Here is a 15826-nt window from a genome sequence, read left to right as displayed (position 1 = left end):
AAGCTCCCTCACCCGCTGCGCGCGACCTCTCCCCCGCAAGGGAGAGGTGATGAAGGAGCCGACGCCGCAACAGCGCCACCTCTCCCCTGGAGGAGAGGCCGGTCGGACGACCGGGTGAAGGGGCCTTACTCCCACACCCGCCGTTGATCAAGCCGCCAAAGCGCGGGCCTTGTAGCCCTTTTCAATCAGGGTCTCGGCAATCTGCACCGTGTTGAGCGCGGCGCCCTTGCGCAGATTGTCACTGACCACCCACAGGGCGAGGCCGTTCTCGACCGTGACATCCTCGCGGATACGGCTGACATAGGTGTCATATTCACCCACGCTTTCGACCGGGGTTGCGTAGCCGCCGGCTTCGCGCTTGTCGATCACCGAGACGCCAGGCGCTTCGCGCAGGATGTCACGCGCCTCGTCGGCACTGATCGGGTTGGCGAATTCGAGATTGACCGCCTCGGAGTGCCCCACGAATACAGGCACACGCACCGCTGTGCAGGTCACCTTGATCTTGGGGTCGAGCATCTTCTTGGTTTCGGCCAGCACCTTCCATTCTTCCTTGGTGTAGCCGTCTTCCATGAACACATCGATATGCGGGATGACGTTGAAGGCAATCTGCTTGGGGAACTTGCCCGGGGTCGGGCTGTCATTGACGAAAATGCCCTTGGTCTGGTTCCACAGCTCGTCAACGCCTTCCTTGCCCGCGCCCGAGACCGACTGATAGGTCGACACCACCACGCGGGTGATCTTGGCCGCATCATGCAGCGGCTTCAAAGCCACCACCAGTTGGGCCGTCGAGCAATTGGGATTGGCGATGATATTGGTCCGCTTGGGGTCGGCGAGCCAGCGATCGAGAATATTCCCGTTCACTTCCGGCACCACCAGCGGCACGTCGGAGTGGTAGCGCCAGTAGGAGGAGTTATCGATCACGATCGCCCCGGCTGCGGCGATCTTGGGGGCCCATTCCTTGGAGATCGAGCCGCCGGCCGACATGATAGCGAAATCGACGCTCGAGAAGTCGAAATGCTGCAGGTCCTTGGCCTTGAGCACCTTGTCGCCATAGGACAATTCCTTGCCGATGGAGCGCGACGAAGCCAAGGCAAAGACCTCGTCCGCCGGAAACTTGCGCTCGGCCAGAATGTTGAGAACTTCGCGGCCCACATTGCCTGTGGCCCCGACGACAGCGACACGATAACCCATAATGGAACTCCGGTTCCTTACCATTTGCGCCCCCCGCACGATGACACAGCATCGCGGTCAATGCTTTTGCGCCTCTCCCCGTCGGGAGTGCGACCCGGGGAAAAGCGTCAGGCGGTTTTGGTGATTTTGGTCATGGCCGGCATCCCCCCGGTGGTGAACCGGGTGGTGGCAAGAGCTGCTTTGATGCTGCGGCTGCGCATGACGAACTTAGCTTCCTACAAAAAGCAGGACTTCTCATACTCCGAAATAGGAAAGAGTCAATGTTCTTGCCGAACGGTTTGGCCCCCAGCCGTTCCATTGCCAGGGCTTGATCCGGCCACCCATTGCAGCGCATACCGCGTTGGGAAGGCGCCTCCAACTGGTCCGGCGCTGCCGCCGCCCCTTTCCCGCCGGCCCAAAGGAACCAACATATGCCCGACTTTGACGTCATCGTTCTGGGAGCAGGCGCCGCTGGCATGATGGCGGGCATCGAGGCCGGCAAACGGGGCCGCAAGGTTCTGGTTGTCGACCATGCCCGCGATCCGGGCGAAAAGATCCGCATTTCAGGCGGCGGACGCTGCAATTTCACCAATGTGAACGCCACTCACACCTTTGGCCGCGAACGGTTCCTCGGCCAGAACCCGCGCTTTGCGCTCTCCGCGCTCTCCCGCTACACCCCCGAAATGTTCATTGCCCGGGTCAAGAAGCAGGGCATTGCCTATCACGAAAAAACCCTTGGCCAACTCTTCTGTGATGGTCCCGCCACCCAGATCGTGTCAATGCTGACCAATGACCTGCGTGCCGCCGGCGCCGCAATCTGGACCGGGCGGCAGGTTGGCAGCATCGAAAAGACCGCCGACGGCTTCGACGTAATGGTTGGTGACGGGCGCGTGACCGCCTCAAGCCTGGTCGTGGCGACGGGCGGCAAATCCATTCCCAAGATGGGCGCGACGGGGCTGGCCTATCAGATTGCCCGACAGTTCGGCCTTGCCGTCACCGACACAAGGCCGGCCCTGGTGCCGCTGACCTTCGAGCCTGGCGCGCTCGAACAACTCAAGCCCCTGGCCGGGGTCTCGACCAATGCCGTGGTCGGCCACGGCAAGACACGCTTTGAAGAAGCCTTGCTCTTCACCCACCGCGGCCTTTCCGGCCCCGCCATTTTGCAAATCTCGTCCTATTGGCGCGATGGCGACGCCATTTCGGTTGACCTCTTGCCCGGCGAAGATGCCCTCGAACTGCTGCGCGCCGCCCGCAAGGCAACGCCGAAGCTGCATATCCAGACCGTGCTGAGCGACAAGCTGCCCCGGCGCCTGGCCCAGCTTGTGGGCGAACTGATCAACCAGCCCGGCATGATCGGCGACCTGTCGGACAAGAAGCTGATGGCTGCGGCTGAGCAGGTTTCAAACTGGCGCCTCAAACCGGTTGGCTCGGAAGGCTACCGTACCGCCGAAGTGACCCTGGGCGGCATCGACACCACCGGGCTTGACGCCAAGACCATGGCGGCACGTGAGGTGCCGGGCCTGTTCTTTGTTGGGGAGGCGGTGGACGTCACCGGCTGGCTGGGCGGTTATAATTTCCAGTGGGCCTGGGCCTCGGGCTGGGCTGCCGGACAAGCCGCCTGAAGCCTGGCTAGAACTTCCAGCCCAGCCGCAGGCCGAAATTGGACAGCCCGTCATTGGCGGCGCACCAGCCATTATTGGAGGTGTGCTCATAGGTCAGCGTGGCCGTCGCATTCTCGCTCATGTTCACGCCCACGCCCCAGCGCTCGTAGAAATTGACCCGGCATCCGAAATTCTGCCGGCCTGGGCCCGCCCCGGTCAGCGCGCCATCATGGATCGCCGCACCAAGCCCGGCCTCAAGATAGATCGGCGTATCAAAAAGCGGCAATTGCCAGGTGAGATTGGCATGCACCAGGCTATCGCGCCCGGCGAAGCTGATGGTCGTGCCGATCTCGGGGCGCGGCGCGCCGATCCAGCGGAAGGCATCGATATCGGGGGAGGTGAACAAGACGTCGAAGCTGACATCTTCGACGTCGCCCAAATTCCATTCCTGAACCAGGAAGGGCAGAGCGGCATGATGGACGCGATGGGCATGCAGGCCGATGCGCAATTCATCCACCACTCCCGCCAATGGATGTGGGTTGAGCATGTCATTGGCGAGAGCCGGCGCTGATGCCAGGCCGGCAGACAGTGCCATAGTAGCAAAGAGAAAGGTCCGCATCGCACGTTTATCCCTGTTGCTCCCTATGGGCCATGGCCGCAGTTCCGAAGTCAACCGTGCAGTCCGCAGCCAACCATCAATCTTGCTAGAAGCGCAGGCCAAGGCGCAGTCCTGCACGAGTGGTTGGATTGTCAGGCTGACCGCACAGCCCAAGATCTCTCAGATGCTGCACAGTCCCCATCACGGCTACATTGGGCAGAACATCGAACCCAACGCTGGCCTGTGCCTGCCCCTGCACCAAGCAGCCAAAGCGCGTGGTGCGCTTCTCAAGCACGTCGCTCTGAACAGCGCCGCCCAGACCAGCCTCTACAAACACCGGGACAACCGGGGCCCTGAAGGTCCAACTCAGTCCCGCATAGACGTAGCCATCCTCAGGTCCGAAGCTGGCCCCCAGATGAGGTCTGAGTTCGCCCGGCAGCAGAAGCGTTGCGGGGTTGGGTATCGACAAAAGCAGCTCGGCATTGATCTCGCGGAGGCGGCTTGGATCGAGCAGATTTATGTCGTTCTGCCCGATTTCGCCAACGCCCACACCGCCACGCACTTCCAGAAGCAATGTCTGACCAAGGGCCGGACAGGTGATGGCACCCAGCAAGAGGGCGACGGTGAGCACTTGGGAAAAAAGGCGATGTAGCACAGCGCAGCTCGATCCGGGAGGAAGCACTCAGTGGGCCTCCCGAGGCCCGCAGATGCAAGCATTGGTTACCAACGTCTTTAACTGATTACTAAATTGGAGCGGGCTCCCAAACACGCCAATTATCGACGGGGGTCTTGATTTCGGACCCGTTCATCGTGAACTACCGATCAAAGCAAACTCATGCGAAAGCCATTCATGCCCAAGCCATTCACGCTCTCCTTGCAGGATCTCGCGCCCATTGCCGAGGGCACGTCCACTCAACAGGCCATGGCCGAAACCGTCCTTCTGGCGCGCGAGGCAGACCGGCTGGGCTACACCAGACTCTGGTACGCAGAACATCACGGCATGCCTTCGATTGCCTCTTCGGTCCCCGAGATCCTGATTGCCAGCGCCGCCGCCTCAACGCGGGACCTGCGCGTCGGCTCGGGCGGCGTCATGCTGCTCAACCATGCCCCTTTGCGCATCGCAGAAGCCTATCGCACGCTCGAGGCCCTGCACCCTGGACGCATTGACCTCGGGCTGGGCCGCGCGCCCGGCGGCGATGGCTATGCGATGCGGGCCCTAAAAAGCGGCAGCGGAGAGGAATTCTCCGCCTATCTGGCCGAGTTGATGGCGTTTGACGAAGAAAGCTTCCCGCCCGACCACCCCTTCTCTCGGGTACCGGTCTCCCCCGGCGGCATCACCCTGCCACCCAAATGGCTGCTGGGGTCCTCCGGAGCCAGCGCTCAGGCCGCCGGGCAGTTGGGCTTCGGCTACGCCTTTGCCGCTCATTTCAGCCATACGCCCGCAGCACCGGCATTCGCGGCCTATCGCCAGGCCTTCCAGCCGTCCGCGGACTTTCCCGAACCCAAGACCATTCTCTGCCTTTCGGCCATCTGCGCCCCTACCGAGGACGAGGCGCGATTTCTCGCGACCTCCCAGGCCGTGGGCTGGGCCCTTTTCGTCACCGGTGAGCAGCGCCACCTGATGCCGCCCGAAGAAGCTTCGGCCCGCGCCCTTTCGCCGCAGCAGCGCCAGGTCATCGAGCACCAGTCGTCCCTCTGGCTGGTCGGCAGCCCTGAACAGATGGCAGAGGTCATCACCGAAAAAGCCCATGCGGCCGGGGCCGATGAGGTGATGATCACCACCACCATCCATGACTACGCCCTGCGCCGCCGGTCTTTCGCCCTTCTGGCAGAGGCACTGGGCATTGCCCCGCGCGCTGGCGACGAATTGGCATTTCATTAACGTCTCGTTCTGCCCCTGCCACTACGATTGGCCGAGTTCGAACCTGGTACAGTCCCAATGAGCGCAGCAGCCTTCGTGCTGGCCATAAACCTGTTTATCGCAGGGATATTTGCCACCGCCTTCGGCGTCGTTGCTGCCTATCAGCGTTCGGCGTTGGGTGCGCGTTGGCTCGCCTTTGCCTATGGGCTGGGCGTGCTCAATGTCGTGCTCGAGTTCGTCCTGCCCTTTCAGAACGACCACCGCCTCGTCAGCTTTGGCATTTTTGCCGTCTTTCTGCTCGCACTGGCCGGCTGTGTCATTGGCTTGGCCCATCACTACCGCATTCGCCCGCCGTGGTTGCTGCTGGCCATTGCCGTCATCGCTTCGCTGCTGGTCAACCTCGCCATTCTCGAAATGCCGCGCGCCAGCTTTGTCCGCAATCTGCTCTACCAGGCCCCTTATGCACTGGTGCAGGCGATCGGCGTCGGCGTCATCCTCGCGATCAAGCGCAAGCGGGCGCTCGACCTTGCGCTGTTGGCCATCTTCTTCGTCTCTACATTGCATTTTCTGGCCAAACCGGTGCTGGCTATGGCCATCGGCTCGGGCGCAGCGCCGCAGGCCTATATGACTTCCACATATGCCGCCGTGTCACAGACCGTTGGCGCAGTGTTGTTGATCGCCAACGGCCTGATGATGCTGCTCATCATCGTGCGCGACGTCATGGCCGATATGACCGCGCGTTCGGAGACCGACACGCTGTCAGGGTTGCTCAATCGCCGTGGCTTTGAAGACCGGGGCGATAGCGCCCTGACCCTGGCCGCACGATCGGGCGTGCCCGCCGTGATGATTGTGGCCGATCTCGACCACTTCAAGCAGATCAACGACACTTACGGCCATGCTACCGGCGACACGGTCATTGCCGCCTTCGCCGGGGTCCTTGCGGAATGCGCCACGCCTCGTGCCGTGATCGGGCGCCTGGGGGGCGAGGAGTTCGGCGCCTTTCTGCCAGGCGTCAACCTGACCACAGGCAAGCTCTATGCCGAGACCGTACGGCACGCCTTCCGCAGCCTGCCCATTGGTGCCACCGGCCTCAAGACACCAGCCACTGCCTCATTCGGCATCGCCCAATTGATGCCCTGTGATCACATGGCAGATCTGCTCCGTCGCGCCGACGCGGCTCTTTATGAGGCCAAGAACGACGGGCGCGATTGCGTCCGCATGGCTATGCCCATGCCGACGCGTTCGAGCCAGTCGTCCAGCATGCCCGAAGAGCGAGATCGCCTCAGTTCATAGCCTGACGCGAGACCAACTCGCATTCCCCGGTCGGATCGACCCGCAGCGCCAGGTTCTGCCGATCCAGTTCGGCGAGCCAGGCGGTCCATGAACATGGGCTCATGCCCGCATCTACGCGGCCTTCGTTGGCTTGTGAAAACCGCAATTTCAGCTGCGCCCGTTCATCGCCGAAACGGTCGCGAACACGCGCAATGGCCGGCCGACCACTGCGGTCCGACACCCAGTTCCGGATATCCCGGTGCCGGGTGAGCATATGGGCCTGCTTCATTGTCTTTCCTCCTCGCCTGCAACTCTTTTTGACGCACGCGCGAAACGGGCCGATCCTCCTTCGGTTCCCGTTCGGCAATTCAATTCTCCATCCACCGCGTGACGAGCGCATAACGCTCCATCTCCTCGGGTGAAAAATAATAGAGCCGGTCGGGCGGCGTCTCGAGCGCATGCAGCCACAGGCCTGGATCGACACCTGTCTGGCCCAGATGCCGGGTGATTTGTGCTGTTGCCATTTGCGCATCGGCCATGGCGACCCCCGCCACGCTGAGGGCGTCGATGGGCGTGGCGCTCAGCGCTGCAGCATAGATCTGATGCACCCCGATGGCCGCGTCGCGCCCGGCTTCCCGTTCAGTGCCCGAGGCGAAGACAATCGGGCAGGACGAGGCGCAAAGCGCACCGTCAGGCACCTGTGTGTTGAGACCGTGTTCCAATATCTGCCGCCCCATTTCGAGGGCATCGTCCACCGACCCGCCAGGGGAATCCAGCAGCACGGTTGACACATATTCGCCTCTGGAAACGATCTCCTGTTCAAATCTTTGAGCCGAACCCGGATCGATGGTTCCGGTCAGGCGCAACACCCCGCCACTGGTCAACTCGATTCGCAGCGGTTCATCGAGAATGTCCGGCGGCGTATTGAGTGCCGGCCGGGGCCTTCCACCCCCCTCCTCGCTCGAGGCGGGAGGGAGGATGGGCTGCGGCGTGAAGGTCAAATCCGCCGGCGCATTGGCGCTTAACTCGCGGAAATCGACATAGAGCACACCCATCGTTCCAGCGAGCAAAGCGAAGAAGGCAAAGCGCAATATGCTGCCATCTTCGATGCGGGCGAGACTGGTCAGGAGATGGCGGTAGAATGGACCCTCGTCGGACCGGGCGCGGGCATTGGCCTCTGATTTCATGCCGGACGCGGCCCCTCGCCGCGCTTACGCTGCGCCGTCTCTATCGGCGTCACGGTACCCTCCTCGCCCGCCACCTCGGCAGCCGCAGGTTTGCTCTCTTCGGGCTCGTCGGCCGGTTCTTCGATCTGCGGTGACAGCGCCGCGGCGGCCTCTGCGGCACCCTGTGCTTCCATCCGCCTGTAGAGCGCCATGGCTCGCAGCATCTCTGCGGCCGTGATGGTCTCGGCTTCCTTGAGCGATTCGGCCTCGCGCCGCATGGCGTCGTTGACGATCATCAGCACCAGCACCAGCACGACCGGCAGCAGGTCGATGGAAATCGCGCCAGCCCAGGATGGCACGAAGTCGCTCCAGTAGCGGATAACAGCTTCCGCCGAGGACAGCGGCACAAAACGCCGCTGCTCGACACGCGGCGTCGCCAGAATTTCATCTGCCGCCGCCACCAGTGCCGCCGATTGCGCATCGACCGAGCTTTGTACCGTGGCCATCACCTGGTTTTGCCGCACCGCCAGATCGCCGACGCGGCCGTCGGCCACCGGCGCGATGAAGCCGGCCGAGAGATCGGTCGCGGCGCGGCGCACCGAGGCTGCCACATCGGTCTGCTGCAGAGCAGCAATGACCGCCGAAAGCTGGACCGCCTGGGCCTGGAAGGCATCAGAGCGGGGCTCGATCTGTCCCGGTGTTGAAACCAGTTCGCGCATCGTGGCCAGATGTTCGGACCCTTCCGCGAACAGAGCCGAAACCTCTTGGCGCGACCCGGAAATCGTGCCGGCGAGTTGTGTCATCTGCTGGCTCATCTGGGTGAGCAATTGCACGACGCTCCCCGAACCCTGCGTCCCGGTCAGTGCTCCGCTCTCGCGCTCGTCCTGCGCCAAGGCCGCAAACCGGGCTGAGGCGCGCTCCACATCGGGTAAGAGGCTCTGGCTCGCCAGGGCATTGGCATGGGCATTGTCGAGATCTTCGGCATAGCCCTGCAATGTCACCGCCATATGCTGCTCCAGCGCCGCCGAGCCGGCCAGCGCGGCCGCATTGAGCCAGGAGCTCATGGCTATGATCATCACCGAGCCCACCAGCATGGTGAGAAACAGGCTGATCCGCTGCACGCCGCTGACCACCAGCGGAATGAAGCGCATCATATAGGTCCAGAAGGCGTAGATCGCGACTGACACGGCCGCCGAATAGATGATCGCGGCAAAGAACACGAAACTCGCCGAACCATCGAGCAGGCCGCGCACGCCCAGATAAGTATAGACCCCCGAGGCCAAGGCCAGCACGGCCAGCGCGAACCGGCTCATGGTTTCAACCCCGCGTGCCGTTTCATGCAGGCGGAAGGCATTCGGCTTGAGCTGCATGAACCGGCCCCCATCAAGACAATGGCCCGCCACCGGGCCGTTAACGGCAGCTTAACATGAGCTTCTCGGCAGAACCGAGGCAGTGCAATCCAGAGTTAACGGCGGGGTGATGACGTCTTGGTGAACGCTCGCTTCCCCTTGCCATACTGCCCCGGTCGGGGCTAACCCGTTGCTGGCACAGCAAAGGGCAGACGCATGACCAGGCAAAAAATCCGTTGGGGTATTCTTTCCACCGCCAATATCGGCATGCAGAAGGTCACTCCTGCCATTCAGGCCTCGCCCAGTTCCGAGGTCGTCGCCATCGCCTCGCGCGACCAGGCCAAGGCACGAGCCGCGGCTGACCAGCTTGGCATTGAACGGGCCTATGGCTCTTACCAAGAGCTGTTTGCCGATCCTGATATCGACGCCATCTACAATCCCCTGCCCAATCATCTGCATGTGCCCATGACGCTGGCAGCAGCACGGGCGGGCAAGCACGTGCTGTGCGAAAAACCGATCGCGCTCACGGCAGCCGAGGCGGAACAGCTGCGCGAGATTCCCAGCGGTATTGTCTTCATGGAAGCCTTTATGGTCCGCTTCCATCCGCAATGGCACCGGGTTCGCGAGATCATCCGCTCCGGTGAACTGGGCGAAGTGCGTGCCATCAACGCGGTCTTTTCCTATCACAATGTCGACCCGCATAATGTGCGCAACCAGGCCGATATCGGTGGTGGCGGCATCATGGATATCGGCTGCTATCCGATTACGGCTGCGCGCTACTTTTTCGAGGGCGAACCTGAACGGGTCGTTTCGCTGGTCGAGCGCGACCCGGTCTTCGGCACGGACCGGCTGGCAAGCGTCCTGGCCGATTTCGGTGGCGGGCGCCAGCTTTCGTTCATCTGCTCCACCCAGGCCACGCCGCACCAGCGCGTCCAGGTTCTCGGAACCAGGGCCAAGGCCGAGATCATCATCCCCTTCAACGCCCCGCCCAATACACCGACCGCCATCACCATCGATCAGGGCGCAGCCCTCGAGGGCACGCTGGCCCGCCGCGAAATCCTGCCCGCCTGCGATCAATATACCGAGCAGGCCGAGGCCTTTGCCCAAGCCGCGCTGGGCAATACGCCCCTGCCATACGGCGTGGAAGATGCGATCAGGACCATGCGGGTGATCGACGCGATTTTCGAAAGCGAGAAGACGGGTGCCTGGGCAGTCGTTAAGCGCTAGGTCAGTTCCGGCCCCAGCAGGCGACGCGCCAGCAGTTTCAGGTCCTCGGCCAGGGTATCGGCAGCGATGGATTTCTGCGCCACCCCAAAACTGGCGTCCAGCACCAGCCGGGCCAGCCTTGCAGGATCACTCACGCCCGCGCCGCTCAATTCCGTCGTGACCCGATCCCGCACCGTACGGTCCGAAGCAGCAAATAGCGCCGCACCCAGGCGATGCGCCGAGAACAGCTCCTCGGCATGGGCCGAACCGGCCAGGGCTTCCGCAATGACACCGAATTCGGCTGCCAATGCTGCTCCTATGCGGTCGACAAGCGGTTCCGGCCCGGCCAGGGCGGCCTCGAACCGCACCAGCTTCTCGGCCACCAGGTGCTCAAGAATGGCCAGAAACACCGCGTCCTTGTCGGGAAATTCGGCATAGAGCGTGGCCTTGGCCATGTGCGCGGCCCTGGCAATCGCCTCCATCGTGGTGGCCCGCAAGCCCTGACGCAGGAACAGCTCCCGCGCCGCATCAAGTATACGCCCCCGCTTTTCCCTTTGCCTGTCAATGCTCATCGAGAATGTGTACCCTGTCGCTATTGAACGAATTGAACGACGTTCGTATATATCGTTCAATTCAGCAGGAGGCCAGCCATGACCATGCCTACACCAACACCCGACCGTGTCCTTCTCACCGGAATTTCCGGCTTTCTGGGCGGACATGTAGCACTGGGCTTGCTTGAGACCGGTTATATCGTGCGGGGCAGCGTACGCAAATTGGCCAAGGCAGAGGCTGTACGCGACACCCTTGCCCGCGCCGGAGCCGACGTCTCACGGCTCGAATTCGTCGAACTCGACCTGCTCTCGGACACCGGCTGGGATGCTGCCATGGACGGCGTGCGCTACCTCCAGCATACCGCCTCGCCCTTCGTTATCGACCTGCCCGAGGACAAGATGGAGCTGATCCGCCCCGCCGTCGAAGGGACCGAAAGAGCGTTGAATGCAGCGCTCAAGGCAGGTGTGGAGCGGATCGTGCTGACCTCGTCCATGGCGGCAATTGCCTATGGCCATGAAAAATCGCGGACGAGGCCCTTCACCGAAGCGGACTGGACTAACCTCAATGGTCGCGGCGTCAATGCCTATATCGAATCCAAGACCTTGGCAGAACGGCGCGCCTGGGAGATCATGCGGGACGCCAAGCGGGAAGCCGACCTGACCGCCATTAATCCCAGCGCCATATTGGGACCGCTGCTCGACGAGGATCCGGGCACCTCCGCGCTGATGGTCAAGCGCCTCCTGGATGGTTCGGTGCCAGCGCTGCCGCGCGTGCCCTTTGTCATCGTCGATGTGCGCGACATCGCCGAGGCACATGTCAAGGCCATGACCACGCCCGATGCCGGCGGACGGCGCTTCCCGATGGGCGAAAGATCCATGCTGATGGGTGAGATCGCTCAAATCGTCCGCAAGGCTGCTCCCAGCCGCAAGGTGCCGCGCCTGCCCATGCCCGACTGGGCCGTCCGGCTCTATGCCCTGTTCGACCGGGATGTGCGCGGCATCCTCAACGAGTTGGGCGTGCTCAAGGCGCTCGACTCGCGCAGCGCCGTTGCCCTGCTCGGGCGCCCGCTGATCGCAGCCGACGATTCAATCACCGCGACAACGCATGCCCTGATTGAAAACCGGATCGTGTGACGAGGATCGTCCAGGGCGCGCGCCTCTTGCCCTGACCCGCGATATTGTCCATATACCGGCTTGGTGAGGGGCTGTAGCTCAGTTGGGAGAGCGCGTCGTTCGCAATGACGAGGTCAGCGGTTCGATCCCGCTCAGCTCCACCAGCCTTCGCTGTTCCATAGCTTCGGCTCGCAGGCCTTTGAGGCTTGCACGAAGATCGCATGGAAACGACGACAAGACTGCGGCGGCGAAAGTTGTATCGGCAACCAAGCCGGACAATGGTGCGATCAGTCCGAGCCTAGCCGTCCTTTTCCATCCGTCCCGCAGCCCGGTCAAAGCCCTGCGCTATGGCATCGCGCATCGCCAGGCGCGCGGCATGGGCATCCCCGTCGCGGATCGCCTCGGCAATCCGGCGATGCACGCTCACGGTAACAGCCAGCGCCGCCGGGTCGTTGACCGGAGAGGAGATGGTGAAGGCCGCCGTCAAGGCCATTTCCACCAATGCGCTGATCGAGGCCATGAACGGATTGCCTGAGCCTTCGGCAACCAAGCGGTGAAATTCCAGGTCGTGCCTTGCAAAGTCCGCCGGCGTTTCCGCACTGGCCATCCGCTCGACGCAGCCGATCAGCGCGGCCGCCACCTCCGGACCGCAGCGCTCCGCCGCCAGCGCGGCCGCCTCGATTTCGATGCCGATTCGCACTTCGGCAAGGCTGCGCAGAAAGCTCACTTCCGGCCCAAGCTCGAAGAACCAGGCCAGAACATCCGCGTCAAACAGGTTCCAGCGATTGCGCGGCAGGACCCTCGTGCCGATACGGGCCCGCGCTTCGATCAATCCTTTGGCCGCCAAAGTCTTGAGGGCCTCGCGCAGCACCGTGCGGGACACGCCGAACCGATCGAGCAACTCGCTGTCGGGCGGCAGGATCTCCCCTTCGCCATACTGGCCCGACACAATGGCCAGGCCAAGCTGCCAGAGCACGTCCGAATGCAGATTGCGCGCCGGATTGCGACCGGAAAGCGAGGCGATCAGATCACCCGAATGTCGCGCGCGTCCACCGGACCTGTCCATACCAACCCCACTCAAACCGTTTGCGCCCAGACCTAACCACAGGCGCAATAGTATGACAATAACACTGCCGCCGGCCCCTCTGGACAGACGAACGCGCCGCGCGCCATTGTGCGCCAGCTTCAATCTGGATTTGCACCAAGGACTTTACTGCCATGACCAGCCCCGCCGCCATCGACACCGTTCTTGCCGCCGTCGATTCGGGACTGGATCAAAGCCTGGAAAGACTCTTTGACCTGCTGCGCATTAAATCCATCTCGACAGACCCCGCCTATGCCGAGGATTGCCGCAAAGCGGCCGATTGGATCGCCAGCGAATTGTCCGGGCTTGGCTTTGTAGCCAGCAGCCGGCCCACGCCGGGCCATCCGGTGGTGGTGGCGCATGGCCCCGAGCAGGAGGGCCCGCATGTCTTGTTCTATGCCCACTACGATGTGCAGCCCGTTGATCCGCTCAACTTGTGGGAAACAGATCCCTTCGAGCCGGTGGTCAAGCAAAAGGATGGGCGCAAGGTCATCGTGGCGCGCGGCGCGTCGGATGACAAAGGGCAGATGCTGACCTTTATCGAAGCCTGCCGCGCCTGGAAGACCGCTACCGGTGCGCTGCCGATCCGGATATCAATGATGCTCGAAGGCGAGGAAGAATGCGGCGGCAAGAACCTGCCACCCTTCATGCGCGAGCACGCAGACGAGCTCAAGGCCGATGTCGCCCTGGTGTGTGACACCGACATGTGGGACCGCCGGACCCCCTCGATCACCACCATGCTGCGCGGTCTGGTGGCCGATGAGGTGGAAATCACCGCTGCCGATAAGGATTTGCATTCGGGCATGTTCGGCAACGCCGCCCGCAATCCCAACCAAGTGCTGGCCGAGATCATCGCCAGCCTTCGGGCACCGGACGGCTCGGTGACCCTGCCCGGCTTTTACGATGACGTCGCCGAAATCTCCCCCGAATTGAAGGCGCAATGGGCGGGGCTCGGCTTTGACGACAAAGGCTTTCTGGGGGGCGTAGGCCTATCCACTCCGGCAGGGGAAGCTGGGCGCAGCGTGCTCGAACAGCTCTGGGCGCGCCCGACCTGCGAGATCAATGGCATGAGCGGGGGCTATACCGGCGACGGATTCAAGACCGTCATCCCGGCCAAGGCCAGTGCCAAGATTTCCTTCCGGCTGGTCTCGGGCCAGGATCCCGATAAGATCCGCGCCGCCTTCCGCGCCCATGTCCAGACCATGCTGCCACCCGATTGCACGGCAAAATTCACCCCGCATGGCGGCTCGCCCGCCATCACCGTTCCGGCCGATGGCGGTTTCCTTCAGCAGGCCCTCCAGGGCCTCTCAGATGAATGGAATAAAAGGGCCGTCATCACCGGAGCCGGCGGTTCGATCCCGGTGGTGGGCGACTTCAAGAAAATTCTGGGTCTCGACACGCTTCTGATCGGCTTTGCTCATGTGGACGATCAGATCCACTCCCCCAACGAGAAATATGATCTTGAAAGCTACCATCGCGGCATCCGCTCCTGGGTGCGGGTGCTGGGAGCCCTGGCTCAATAAGGCATCGGGGCGGGCGCCTGCGGGCGCCCGATCAACACTCCGCGCCGATGGCTTGCTGCGCGGCGGTGGCGCCCGAGAGCGAGAAGGACTGGACGATTTCCGTGCCGTTCGACGCTGTGCCGGTCACGGTCACAGTCGAGCCGGCACGAATGGCGGCCGCCAGATTGGCGGCTTGGGCGCTGTCGTCGAGCCAAGCTGCATCGTTCTGGGTAAAGAGCGCAAAATCCTGCCCCCCCACGCTGGCCACGGCCATCGAACCGGTCTGAAAGGTATAGCCGGATACCAGGTTGAACTCGTTGACCACGTCCTCGCCCGGGCGGTTGGTGATATAGAGATAGGCCTCGCCATAGCCCGCAGGCGTCGGCTCGGTCGATTTGGGCTTGGTCATGGCAAAGCAGACCGTGCCGCTGCCATCATCGGCCGCATAGCTGGACCAGTCACGGAAATCGCCCAGGACGCGCGCCGACTGGGCAAGGACCGGACCAAGACTGGAAAATGCAGCCAGAAGGGCGACGGACAGGGCGGAAATTCGGATCATCAAGTCTCTTACCATTGGCACGAACTGGGCACCGGGATGTCGCCCGATGCCCAGTTAGGGGGTTTGGGACGTGCTCGGCAAGCCCTTACTGGCAGGCCGCGTCGATGGCATTCATGGCCGCGGTGGCACCCGAAAGCGAATAGGTGTCCACCGTATCGGTGCCGCGCTGGCTGGTGCCACGAACGACCATCTGGCTGCCGGCCTTGAAGGCCTGGACAAAACCAGGCTCGTCACTGCTCGACGCCAGCCAGGCGGTCGAACCGCGAGCCGCCATTACGTAACTTTTGCCGTCAATACTGGCCGACGCCTTGGCGTTGGTGGCGTTGTATGGATAGCCGATCTGGGTCTGGACCTCGTTCTTTGAACCCATGCCCTTGCGGTGCACGATCAGGAACTTGACCGGGTCACGATTGACGCCCGTCGGTTCGCTGCGCTGCGGCTCCCCGATGATAAAGCAGAGCTGACCGCTCTGATCGCTCGCCGTATAGGCCGACCATGCGTTGAACGTGCCCAGCTCGGTGGCCTGCTGCGCCTGAGCGGCAGGGGCCAGAGCCATGACCGTTGCCACCGCGAGCCCAAGGATGAGGCCACCGGTTTTCGTCGTCATCGCCAATTCTTCCTCTTGTCTTGCTGGTGTTCGTGGGCATTCACTGTCCGCCCAATGTGCCCCGAACATGGTTACCAAGGTGTCAAAACCGCACGGTTTCCCGCAGTGCCGAGCCGCGTTTCGCTTCAAATTAAAGGCAAAGGCGGCGGGAATTGGGCATCTTGCGCCAACCACCCCTCTTGGCACC

Annotated in this window: 16 protein-coding genes and 1 tRNA gene; 7 read left to right on the top strand and 10 right to left on the bottom strand. The window is 62.7% G+C overall.

Translation table 11 applies throughout. The features are described 5' to 3' along the window. Positions 1–147: 147 nt before the first annotated feature. Positions 148–1191 carry an aspartate-semialdehyde dehydrogenase gene (locus ACE4RL_RS02845; RefSeq protein ID WP_375599023.1) on the bottom strand — a complete coding sequence of 348 codons (1044 nt, stop codon included), beginning with the start codon at positions 1189–1191 and terminating at the stop codon, positions 148–150. A gap of 410 nt (positions 1192–1601) precedes the next feature. On the opposite strand from ACE4RL_RS02845, the gene ACE4RL_RS02840 reads away from it, so the two are divergent. Beyond that, positions 1602–2792, top strand: a complete 1191-nt coding sequence (locus ACE4RL_RS02840) for an NAD(P)/FAD-dependent oxidoreductase (protein ID WP_375599022.1) — start codon at positions 1602–1604, stop codon at positions 2790–2792. Between the two features lie 7 nt (positions 2793–2799). Here the strand turns inward: ACE4RL_RS02840 and ACE4RL_RS02835 are convergent, their stop codons facing one another. Both ACE4RL_RS02835 and ACE4RL_RS02830 read right to left on the bottom strand, forming a co-directional pair. Then, entirely contained in the window at positions 2800–3390 is a 591-nt protein-coding gene (locus ACE4RL_RS02835) for an acyloxyacyl hydrolase (RefSeq protein WP_375599021.1), read from the bottom strand. Between the two features lie 85 nt (positions 3391–3475). Then, positions 3476–4024: a hypothetical protein gene (locus ACE4RL_RS02830; protein ID WP_375599020.1), complete on the bottom strand. Its 549-nt coding sequence runs from the start codon at positions 4022–4024 to the stop codon at positions 3476–3478. A 195-nt stretch (positions 4025–4219) separates the two neighbouring features. On the opposite strand from ACE4RL_RS02830, the gene ACE4RL_RS02825 reads away from it, so the two are divergent. Then, positions 4220–5251: an LLM class flavin-dependent oxidoreductase gene (locus ACE4RL_RS02825; protein WP_375599019.1), complete on the top strand. Its 1032-nt coding sequence runs from the start codon at positions 4220–4222 to the stop codon at positions 5249–5251. Positions 5252–5308: 57 nt separating this feature from the next. Further along, the gene (locus tag ACE4RL_RS02820; RefSeq protein ID WP_375599018.1) at positions 5309–6523 is read left to right on the top strand and encodes a GGDEF domain-containing protein; all 1215 of its coding nucleotides are present in this window, start codon (positions 5309–5311) and stop codon (positions 6521–6523) included. Here the strand turns inward: ACE4RL_RS02820 and ACE4RL_RS02815 are convergent. The 3 genes from ACE4RL_RS02815 to ACE4RL_RS02805 all read right to left on the bottom strand — a co-directional run bounded on the left by ACE4RL_RS02815 (position 6513) and on the right by ACE4RL_RS02805 (position 9038). Further along, on the bottom strand, positions 6513–6791 hold the full coding sequence (locus ACE4RL_RS02815; protein WP_375599017.1) for a hypothetical protein: 279 nt from the start codon (positions 6789–6791) through the stop codon (positions 6513–6515). The genes ACE4RL_RS02820 and ACE4RL_RS02815 overlap by 11 nt on opposite strands. Positions 6792–6870: 79 nt before the next feature. Continuing rightward, entirely contained in the window at positions 6871–7689 is an 819-nt protein-coding gene (locus ACE4RL_RS02810; RefSeq protein WP_375599016.1) for a hypothetical protein, read from the bottom strand. Continuing rightward, complete coding sequence (locus ACE4RL_RS02805; protein ID WP_375599015.1) at positions 7686–9038, bottom strand: hypothetical protein; 1353 nt, start codon at positions 9036–9038, stop codon at positions 7686–7688. The genes ACE4RL_RS02810 and ACE4RL_RS02805 overlap by 4 nt, the downstream gene beginning before the upstream one ends. Positions 9039–9233: 195 nt before the next feature. Between ACE4RL_RS02805 and ACE4RL_RS02800 the strand changes: the two genes are divergently transcribed. After that, the gene (locus ACE4RL_RS02800) at positions 9234–10244 is read left to right on the top strand and encodes a Gfo/Idh/MocA family protein (RefSeq protein ID WP_375599014.1); all 1011 of its coding nucleotides are present in this window, start codon (positions 9234–9236) and stop codon (positions 10242–10244) included. Here the strand turns inward: ACE4RL_RS02800 and ACE4RL_RS02795 are convergent. Further along, on the bottom strand, positions 10241–10795 hold the full coding sequence (locus ACE4RL_RS02795) for a TetR/AcrR family transcriptional regulator (RefSeq protein WP_375599013.1): 555 nt from the start codon (positions 10793–10795) through the stop codon (positions 10241–10243). The two genes, ACE4RL_RS02800 and ACE4RL_RS02795, sit on opposite strands and share 4 nt — an antisense overlap. A gap of 78 nt (positions 10796–10873) precedes the next feature. Here ACE4RL_RS02795 and ACE4RL_RS02790 point away from each other — a divergent pair, with 78 nt between their 5' ends. Beyond that, a complete protein-coding gene (locus ACE4RL_RS02790) occupies positions 10874–11908 on the top strand; it encodes an SDR family oxidoreductase (protein ID WP_375599012.1) in 1035 nt (344 codons plus the stop codon). A gap of 67 nt (positions 11909–11975) precedes the next feature. Next, positions 11976–12051, top strand: a tRNA-Ala gene (locus ACE4RL_RS02785). A gap of 134 nt (positions 12052–12185) precedes the next feature. Here ACE4RL_RS02785 and ACE4RL_RS02780 read toward each other — a convergent pair. After that, positions 12186–12953 (bottom strand): FadR/GntR family transcriptional regulator, encoded by a 768-nt coding sequence (locus ACE4RL_RS02780; RefSeq protein WP_375599011.1) that lies wholly within the window; start codon positions 12951–12953, stop codon positions 12186–12188. Positions 12954–13105: 152 nt separating this feature from the next. Here ACE4RL_RS02780 and ACE4RL_RS02775 point away from each other — a divergent pair, with 152 nt between their 5' ends. Further along, positions 13106–14494 carry a M20/M25/M40 family metallo-hydrolase gene (locus tag ACE4RL_RS02775; protein WP_375599010.1) on the top strand — a complete coding sequence of 463 codons (1389 nt, stop codon included), beginning with the start codon at positions 13106–13108 and terminating at the stop codon, positions 14492–14494. A gap of 31 nt (positions 14495–14525) precedes the next feature. Here the strand turns inward: ACE4RL_RS02775 and ACE4RL_RS02770 are convergent, their stop codons facing one another. Both ACE4RL_RS02770 and ACE4RL_RS02765 read right to left on the bottom strand, forming a co-directional pair. Further along, positions 14526–15032, bottom strand: coding sequence for an invasion associated locus B family protein (locus tag ACE4RL_RS02770; RefSeq protein ID WP_375599009.1), 507 nt, complete (start codon positions 15030–15032; stop codon positions 14526–14528). Between the two features lie 85 nt (positions 15033–15117). Further along, positions 15118–15639 carry an invasion associated locus B family protein gene (locus ACE4RL_RS02765; RefSeq protein WP_375599008.1) on the bottom strand — a complete coding sequence of 174 codons (522 nt, stop codon included), beginning with the start codon at positions 15637–15639 and terminating at the stop codon, positions 15118–15120. Positions 15640–15826 lie beyond the last annotated feature (187 nt).

This window comes from Devosia polycyclovorans, from assembly GCF_042181575.1.
In the GTDB taxonomy this organism is placed as follows: domain Bacteria; phylum Pseudomonadota; class Alphaproteobacteria; order Rhizobiales; family Devosiaceae; genus Devosia; species Devosia polycyclovorans.
The sequence above is the reverse complement of the archived record's forward strand: the minus strand, read 5'-3'. Positions and strand labels throughout refer to the sequence as shown.

Excerpts from the sequence above, each read along its gene's own strand:
- ACE4RL_RS02815 (WP_375599017.1), bottom strand. The coding sequence starts at position 6,791 with ATGAAGCAGGCCCATATGCTCACCCGGCACCGGGATATCCGGAACTGG.
- ACE4RL_RS02845 (WP_375599023.1), bottom strand. The coding sequence starts at position 1,191 with ATGGGTTATCGTGTCGCTGTCGTCGGGGCCACAGGCAATGTGGGCCGC.
- ACE4RL_RS02820 (WP_375599018.1), top strand. The coding sequence starts at position 5,309 with ATGAGCGCAGCAGCCTTCGTGCTGGCCATAAACCTGTTTATCGCAGGG.
- ACE4RL_RS02825 (WP_375599019.1), top strand. The coding sequence starts at position 4,220 with ATGCCCAAGCCATTCACGCTCTCCTTGCAGGATCTCGCGCCCATTGCC.
- ACE4RL_RS02795 (WP_375599013.1), bottom strand. The coding sequence starts at position 10,795 with ATGAGCATTGACAGGCAAAGGGAAAAGCGGGGGCGTATACTTGATGCG.
- ACE4RL_RS02800 (WP_375599014.1), top strand. The coding sequence starts at position 9,234 with ATGACCAGGCAAAAAATCCGTTGGGGTATTCTTTCCACCGCCAATATC.
- ACE4RL_RS02765 (WP_375599008.1), bottom strand. The coding sequence starts at position 15,639 with ATGACGACGAAAACCGGTGGCCTCATCCTTGGGCTCGCGGTGGCAACG.
- ACE4RL_RS02835 (WP_375599021.1), bottom strand. The coding sequence starts at position 3,390 with ATGCGGACCTTTCTCTTTGCTACTATGGCACTGTCTGCCGGCCTGGCA.
- ACE4RL_RS02775 (WP_375599010.1), top strand. The coding sequence starts at position 13,106 with ATGACCAGCCCCGCCGCCATCGACACCGTTCTTGCCGCCGTCGATTCG.
- ACE4RL_RS02840 (WP_375599022.1), top strand. The coding sequence starts at position 1,602 with ATGCCCGACTTTGACGTCATCGTTCTGGGAGCAGGCGCCGCTGGCATG.
- ACE4RL_RS02790 (WP_375599012.1), top strand. The coding sequence starts at position 10,874 with ATGACCATGCCTACACCAACACCCGACCGTGTCCTTCTCACCGGAATT.
- ACE4RL_RS02805 (WP_375599015.1), bottom strand. The coding sequence starts at position 9,038 with ATGCAGCTCAAGCCGAATGCCTTCCGCCTGCATGAAACGGCACGCGGG.
- ACE4RL_RS02780 (WP_375599011.1), bottom strand. The coding sequence starts at position 12,953 with ATGGACAGGTCCGGTGGACGCGCGCGACATTCGGGTGATCTGATCGCC.
- ACE4RL_RS02770 (WP_375599009.1), bottom strand. The coding sequence starts at position 15,032 with ATGATCCGAATTTCCGCCCTGTCCGTCGCCCTTCTGGCTGCATTTTCC.
- ACE4RL_RS02810 (WP_375599016.1), bottom strand. The coding sequence starts at position 7,689 with ATGAAATCAGAGGCCAATGCCCGCGCCCGGTCCGACGAGGGTCCATTC.